The sequence below is a fragment of the Streptomyces sp. NPDC050448 genome, from assembly GCF_040655295.1.
Taxonomy (GTDB): Bacteria; Actinomycetota; Actinomycetes; order Streptomycetales; family Streptomycetaceae; genus Streptomyces.
On the sequence record NZ_JBFAJR010000086.1, the window covers coordinates 1 to 7,973 of the forward strand.

The 7,973-nt window shown below is 74.3% G+C and carries 2 protein-coding genes; both read right to left on the reverse strand.

Annotation, left to right across the window (positions count from 1 at the left end; translation table 11 throughout):
- Positions 1-6,520 (reverse strand): type I polyketide synthase (locus AB0I68_RS38465; protein WP_363182097.1); only part of this gene is annotated, 6,520 nt, incomplete at its 3' end.
- A 253-nt stretch (positions 6,521-6,773) separates the two neighbouring features.
- On the reverse strand, positions 6,774-7,973 hold a 1,200-nt coding region (locus AB0I68_RS38470; RefSeq protein WP_363182098.1), incomplete at its 5' end, for a beta-ketoacyl reductase.

The following is a 7,973-nucleotide window of genomic DNA, read 5'->3' on the forward strand; positions in this document are numbered from 1 at the left end:
CCGCATCCCCCCCGAACAGCACCCCCTTCAACGGAAGTTCGAGCAATCCGTCCATGCGGGCGCAGATCGCGTCCAACGCGTCCGCGAACACCGGGTGGGCGTCGTACAGCTCACGCCCGGCCCCGAGACGCTGGCTGCCCTGACCGGTGAACAGGAACGCGGTCCTGCCCGCGGCTGGGGAGCCCGTCACGAGCGTGGCGGCCGAGCCGTCCTCCGCCAGCGTCTCCAGGCCCGAGAGGAGCCCGGCGTGGTCCGCGGCCACCACGGCGGCGCGGTGCTCGAAGGCGGAGCGGCCCACGGCCAGGGAGAACCCGAAGTCGGCGGCGCTCGCTGCCGGGTGGCGGACGGCGTGCTCGTGCAGGCGGCGGGCCTGGTCGCGCAGGGCGTCGCGGCTCTTGCCGGACAGCAGCCACGGCAGCGGGGCGTCCGGCGCCGACTCGGGCTCCGGCGCGACCGGGGCAAGGGCCGGGGCAGCGGCCTCAGGGGCCTGCTCGATGATGGTGTGGGCGTTGGTGCCGCTGATGCCGAAGGACGAGACGCCCGCGCGGCGCGGCCGGCCGGTCTCCGGCCAGGCGACGGCACCGGTCAGCAGGGCGACGTCACCGGCGGTCCAGTCGACGTGCGGGGTCGCTTCGTCGACGTGCAGCGTCGGGGGCAGGATCCCGTGCTGCATGGCCAGGACCATCTTGATGACGCCCGCGACACCGGCGGCCGCCTGGGTGTGGCCGAGGTTCGACTTGATGGACCCGAGCCACAGCGGGGTGTCCGCGGGGCGGTCCTGGCCGTACGTGGCCAGCAGCGCCTGGGCCTCGATCGGGTCGCCGAGCTTCGTGCCGGTGCCGTGGGCCTCGACGGCGTCCACGTCGGCGGCGGCCAGGCCCGCGCTCGCGAGGGCCTGGCGGATGACGCGCTGCTGGGAGGGCCCGTTCGGGGCGGTCAGACCGTTGGAGGCGCCGTCCTGGTTGACGGCGGAGCCGCGGACCAGCGCGAGGACGGGGTGACCGTGGCGGCGGGCGTCGGAGAGCCGTTCGACGAGGAGTATGCCGAGGCCCTCGCCCCAGCCGGTGCCGTCGGCGGCGGCCGCGAAGGCCTTGATGCGGCCGTCCTCGGCGAGGCCGCGCTGGCGGCTGAAGTCGATGAAGGAGGCGGGGGTGGACATGACGGTCACACCACCGGCCAGGGCCATCGTGCACTCACCGGCCCGCAGGGCCTGGATGGCCCAGTGCAGGGCGACGAGCGACGAGGAGCAGGCGGTGTCGACGGTGACCGCGGGGCCTTCCAGGCCGAGGACGTAGCTGACGCGGCCGGAGACGACGCTCGCCGCGTTGCCGGTGCCGAGGAAGCCCTCGGTGCCGTCGGGGGCGGCGAGGATGACGTCGAGGTAGTCCTGGCCGTTGGTGCCGGTGAAGACACCGATGCGCTCGCCGCGCACGGTGGCGGGGTCGATGCCGGCCCGTTCGAATGCCTCCCAGGAGGTCTCCAGCAGCAGACGCTGCTGCGGGTCCATGGCGAGGGCCTCACGGGGTGAGATCCCGAAGAAGGCGGGGTCGAAGGTGGCCGCGTCGGCGAGGAACCCTCCCTCGCGGACATAGGTGGTGTTCTCGGCGAGGGACTCCGGGTCGTACAGCCCGTCGAGGTCCCAGCCGCGGTCGGTGGGGAAGCCGGAAACGGCGTCGCGGCCGTCGGCGAGCAGCTCCCACAGTTCCTCTGGGGTGCGGACGCCGCCGGGGAAGCGGCAGCTCATCGCGACGATCGCGATGGGGTCGTCGTCGGTCGCGGTGCCCGCCCCGGTCGTGGTGGCGCCGGCCGGGTCGGCGGGGTGCGCGCCGAGGAGTTCGCCCTGGAGGAAGGCGGCCAGGGCCAGGGAGTTGGGGTAGTCGAAGATCAGGGTGGCGGGCAGGCGCAGCCCGGTCCGGGCGGTGAGGAGGTTGCGGATCTCCACCGCGGTCAGGGAGTCGAAGCCGAGGTCCCGGAAGGCGATGGCCGGGTCGACGGACTCCGGACCGGGGTAGCCGAGGACGGCGGCGATCTGCGTACGGACGAACTCCAGGGCGAGGGCGTCGCGTTCATCGGCCGGTGCCTGGGCGAGCCGCCGGGCGAGGCTGTCGGCGGCCTCGGCCGGGGCGTCGGCGGCCTGGCCCGCGGCGGCGAGGGCCTGGACGGCTTCGGGGAGCGCCGTGATCAGCGGGCAGGGGCGGACGGCGGTGAGGCCGGGCGCGAGGCGGGCCCAGTCGATGTCGGCGACGACGGAGGAGGTCTCGTCGAGGGCGAGCGCCGTGTTCATCGCGGACAGGGCGAGTTCGGGGGCGAGAGCCGGGAGTCCGGCGGAGCGCAGGCGCTCGGCGACGAGTTCGTCGGTGGCCATGCCGCCGTCGGCCCAAGCGCCCCAGGAGATCACGGTGGCGGGCAGGCCGTCGGCGCGGCGCTGCTCGGCGAGGGCGTCCAGGTAGGCGTTCGCGGCGGCGTAGTTGGCCTGTCCGGCGGCGCCGAAGACGGCGGCGACGGAGGAGAACAGGACGAAGGCGGTCAGGTCCAGGTCGCGGGTCAGCTCGTGCAGGACCTGGGCGGCTTGGGCCTTGGGCCGCAGGACGCCCGCCAGGCGCTGCGGGGTCTGGGCGTCGAGGACACCGTCGTCGAGGACACCGGCGGCGTGGACGACGGTGGTCAGCGGCAGTTCGGCGGGGACGGTGGCGAGGAGGCGGGCCACGGCGTCGCGGTCGGAGACGTCGCAGGCGGCGAGGGTGACCTCGGCGCCCATCTCGCGCAGTTCCGCGACGAGTTCGGCGGCTCCCTCGGCATCGGGGCCACGCCTGCTGACCAGCAGCAGGTGTGCGGCGCCGGAGCGGACGAGCCAGCGGGCCACGTGCCCGCCGAGGGCTCCGGTGCCGCCGGTGACGAGGGCGGTGCCGGAGGTGGTCCAAGCGGCGGCGGGGGTGTGGTCCTGGGGGGCGCGGGCCAGGCGGCGGACGAAGACGCCGGTGGAGCGTACGGCGACGTGGTCCTCGGTGCCGAGTCCGCCCAGGGCGTCGGCGAGGCGGCCGGTGGCGCGCTCGTCGGGGGCCGGGGGCAGGTCGACGAGGCCGCCCCAGCGGGCGGGCAGTTCGAGGGCGGCGGTCCGGCCGAAGCCCCAGAGGGCGGCCTGGGCGGTGCTGGTGAGCCGGTCGGAGCGGCCGGTGGCGACCGCGCCCTGGGTGGCGGCCCAGAGCGGGGCTTCCACCCCCGCGTCGCCCAGGGCCTGGACGAGGGCGAGCGTGGCGGCGAGCCCGGCGGGCAGCGCCGGGTCCTCGGGGTGCGGGCGCTCGTCGAGGGCGAGCAGCGACAGCACCCCGGCGGGCGCGTGGTGCGCCGCCTCCAGGGCTGCGGTGAGGTGCCGGGCCAGGGTGGCCCGGTCGTCGGCGGTGGCGTCGACGGTGAGGGGGGTGACGGTGACCCCGCGGGCGGTCAGGGCGCGGGTGGCGGCCAGGGTCCAGGGGGCGTCGGTGTGCCCGGCGGGCACCGCGAGGAGCCAGTGCCCGGCGAGGGGCACGGGCGCGGTGTCGGTGAGCGGTGTCCAGGTGACGCGGTAGCGCCAGCCGGTGACGGTGTCGCGGTCGCGGTGGCGGCGGTGCCATGCGGACAGGGCGGGCAGGACGCCGCTGAGGGGTTCGTCGCCGTCGATGCCGAGGGTGTCGGCGAAGGCGGCCAGGTCCTCACTGTCGACGACCTCCCAGAACTTGGCGTCGGTCAGGCCGAGTTCGCCGTCGTCGGCGGGTCCGGTGAGGTCGGTGAAGGGGTCGCGGGGCCAGTACAGGTCGCGCTGGAAGGCGTACGTCGGCAGCTCGACGTGGCCGGTGCCGGTGGCGGCGAAGCGGGTGGCCCAGTCCGGGGAGAGTCCGCGGACGTGGGCACCGGCGACGGCGGCGGTCAGGGTGCGGTTCTCGGGGCGGCCGGTGCGCAGCGCGGGCAGGAAGGCGGCGGCGCGGGGGCCGGTGGCGGTCTGGCAGTCCTGGCCGAGGGCGGACAGGACGCCGTCGGGGCCGAGTTCGACGTAGGCGGTGACGCCGCGGCTCTCCAGCCAGCGGATGCCGTCGAGGAAGCGGACGGCTTCGCGGACGTGGCGGACCCAGAAGTCGGCGGAGCCCATCTCGTCGGTGACGAGGGCGCCGGTCAGGTTGGACACGACCGGGATGCGGGGGGCAGCGTACGTCAGCCCCTGCGCCACCTTGCGGAAGGCGTCGAGCATGCCGTCCATGTGCGGGGAGTGGAAGGCGTGGCTGACGGTGAGGCGCTTGGTCTTGCGGCCCTGGGCGGCGAAGGCGCCGGCGACGGCCTGGGCGGCGTCCTCGTCACCGGCCACGACCACCGACGTCGGCCCGTTGACGGCCGCGATGCCGACCCGCTCGGTCAGCAGCGGCAGAACCTCGTCCTCAGACGCCTGAACCGCGATCATCGCACCACCGGACGGCAGCGCCTGCATCAGCCGGCCACGGACGGCGACCAGCGTGCACGCGTCCTCCAGCGAGAGGACACCCGCGACGTGCGCGGCGGCGATCTCGCCGATGGAGTGACCCGAGACGAAGTCCGGCCGCAGGCCCCAGCCCTCGACCAGCCGGTACAGGGCCACCTCGACCGCGAACAGCGCCGGCTGAGTGTACTCCGTACGGTCCAGCAACTCGGCGTCCGCCCCGAACAGGACGTTCTTCAGCGGCAGTTCGAGGTCCATCCCGGCACACACCGCGTCCAGGGCCCCGGCGAACACCGGGTAGGTGTCGTACAGTTCGCGACCCATGCCGAGCCGCTGGCTGCCCTGACCGGTGAAGAGGAACGCGAGCTTGCCCTCCGTGGCGCTCCCCTCGACCACGTCGGCCGACGGGGTACCCCCGGCCAGCGCGGCGAGGCCGGCGAGGAGTTCGGCGCGGTCCTGCGCGACGACCGCGGCGCGGCGGTCGAGGGCGGACCGGGTGAGCGCCTGAGCGTGCGCGACGTCCGCCAGGCCGAGGCCGGGGCGGGCGGTGAGGTGGGCGTGCAGCGCGGCGGCCTGCGCCCGCAGGGCGCCCTCCGTCTTGCCGGACAGGACGACGGGCAGGACACCGGCCGGGGCGCCCTGCTCCGCGGCGGCCGGACCGTCGCCGTCCTGCCGGTCCGCGCCGGCGGGGTCCTCGGCGCTCTCCAGGATGACGTGTGCGTTGGTGCCGCTCATGCCGAAGGACGAGACGCCGATGCGGCGCGGCCCGTCGTGGAGCGGCCACGGCCGCGCCTCGGTGAGCAGGGACACCTCGCCCGCCGACCAGTCGACGTGCGGGGTCGGCTCGGTGACGTGCAGGGTCTTCGGCAGCACGCCGTTGCGCATCGCCATGACGCTCTTGATGACACCGGCGACACCGGCGGCGGCCTGCGCGTGGCCGATGTTGGTCTTGAGGGAGCCCAGCCACAGCGGCCGCCCCTCGGGCCGGCCCTGCCCGTACGTGGCGATGATCGCCTGCGCTTCGATGGGGTCGCCGAGGCCGGTGCCCGTGCCGTGCGCCTCGACGGCGTCGACCTGGTCGGGCGTGAGGCGGGCGTTGGACAGCGCCTGGAGGATGACGCGCTGCTGCGAGGGGCCGTTGGGGGCGGTCAGACCGTTGCTCGCGCCGTCCTGGTTGACGGCGGTGCCGCGGATGACGGCGAGGACGTGGTGGCCCTTGCGGCGCGCGTCGGAGAGGCGCTCGACGAGCAGGACACCGACGCCCTCGGCGAGGCTGAAGCCGTCCGCGTCCGGGGAGAAGGCCTTGCAGCGGCCGTCGGCGGCGAGGCCGCGCTGCTTGCTGTAGTCGATGAACGTACCCGGCGCGGACATCAGGGTGGCGCCGCCCGCGAGGGCCAGGGAGCACTCCCCGTTGCGCAGTGCCTGCACGGCGAGGTGCAGGGCGACGAGGGAGGAGGAGCAGGCGGTGTCGACGGTGACGGCGGGGCCTTCGAGGCCGAAGGTGTAGGAGAGGCGGCCGGAGGCGACGCTCGCCGCGTTGCCGGTGCCGAGGTAGCCCTCCACGTTCTCGGAGGAGCTCAGCAGCGCCGTCAGGTAGTCGTGGTTGCTGGTGCCGACGAAGGCGCCGACCTGCTTGCCGCGCATCGAGGTCGGGTCGATCCCGGCGCGCTCGAAGGCCTCCCAGGAGGTCTCCAGCAGCAGCCGCTGCTGCGGGTCCATCGCGAGGGCCTCGCGCGGGGAGATGCCGAAGAGCGAGGGGTCAAACCGGGCGAAGTCCTGGACGAAACCGCCCTGGTTGGCGTAGCTCGTGCCCGGGTTCTCCGGGTCGGGGTGGTAGACCGTCTCCATGTCCCAGCCGCGCTCGGCGGGGAATCCGGTGATGGCGTCGACGCCGTCCACGACGAGCTGCCAAAGCTCCTCGGGGGAGGTCGCGCCACCGGGGTAGCGGCAGCCCATGCCCACGATGGCGATGGGGTCCTGGTTCCGCGCCTCGATCTCACGAAGCCGCTGCCGCGTCTGCTGCAGATCCGCCGTCGCCAGCTTCAGGTAGTCCCGGAGCGTCTCTTCATTCGCCATTTAACGCAACCACCCATTTGCAGCAGACGGCATCGGAAAACTATGTCGCGGAGCCGAGGAATGTCATCTGGAAAGGCGTCGCTTCGCACGTCGGGCGAAGCGACTGCTCGGCGGCAGGCTATTTGCCGTTCAATCTCTCCTACAACCCCTAACCGCCCCCTACACACCCCTGGGTGGGGGAGTGCGCAGGGGGCAGTTTCCCCCTGGTCAATTCACAGGGGGCGGGCCATCTTCACCAATAATCGGCAAGCCGTCAATAACGGCCGAGGCCTTCGTTGATGAACGCGAAGAGTTCCTCGTCGCTGGCGTCGGCCGCAGCCGCCGCCGCGTCCGTGGCCGGGCCCGTGGACGCGGCCGCGGCGGGCTGCGCACCGGCCGGGTCCTCGCTCTCGTTCCACTTCGCCAGCAGGGCCTGCAGACGCATCGTCACCCGGGCCCGTACGACGTTGTCCCCGGTCCCCCGGGCCAGCACGGCCTCCAGCTTGTCGATCTCCTCCAGCAGCGGTGCCCCGCCCTCCGCCGCGTCGGGCACGATCCCGGCGCGCAGGTAGGCGGCGACAGCGGCCGGGGTGGGGTGGTCGAAGACGAGGCTGGCCGGCAGTTTCAACCCGCTCACCGCGCCGAGCCGGTTGCGCAGCTCCACGGAGGTGAGGGAGTCGAAGCCCAGCTCCTTGAAGGCCCGGCCCGCCTCGACGGAGGTCAGGTCGGCGTGGCCCAGGACGGCAGCCACGGCGGTGCGGACCAGGTCGAGCAGCAGGCGCTGCTGCTCGACTTCGGGCAGCCCGGCGAGCTGCTGGGTGAGCGGCACTCCCCCGGCCAGGTCCTCGGCGGACTCCCGCTCCGCGCTCTCGATGACGCGGCGGGCCTCGGGCAGCTCCAGGAGCAGGGGCCGCGCCCGGTCGGCGGTGAAGGCGAGCGTGAACCGCTTCCAGTCCATGTCGACAACGGTCAAGGTGGTCTCGTCGCGGTCCAGCGCGTGCTGGAGCGAGGCCAGGGTCCGCTCGGGCGACATCGCCAGGATGCCGTGGCGGCGCATGCGGTCGCCCGCCGCGCTGTCGTCCCCGTCGGCACTGCCCCACGGACCCCAGGCGAGGGAGGTCGCGGGCAGCCCGGCGGCGCGCCGGTACTCGGCGAAGGCGTCCAGGAAGGCGTTGCCGGGGGCCTGGTTGCCCTGTCCGGGCGCGCCGAAGGTGGCGGCGAAGGAGGAGAAGAGGACGAACGCCGACAGGTCGAGGTCGCGGGTCAGCTCGTGCAGGTGGAGCGTGGCGTCCGTCTTGACCCGCAGGACGGCGGCCACCTGCTCGGGGGTGAGCGTCTCGATGACGCCGTCGTCGACCGCGGCCGCGGCGTGGACCACCGCGGTCAGCGGCCGGTCGGCGGGGATGCCGGCGAGGAGCGCGGCGAGGGCGTCGCGGTCGCTGACGTCGCAGGCGGCGAGGGTGACCTCGGCGCC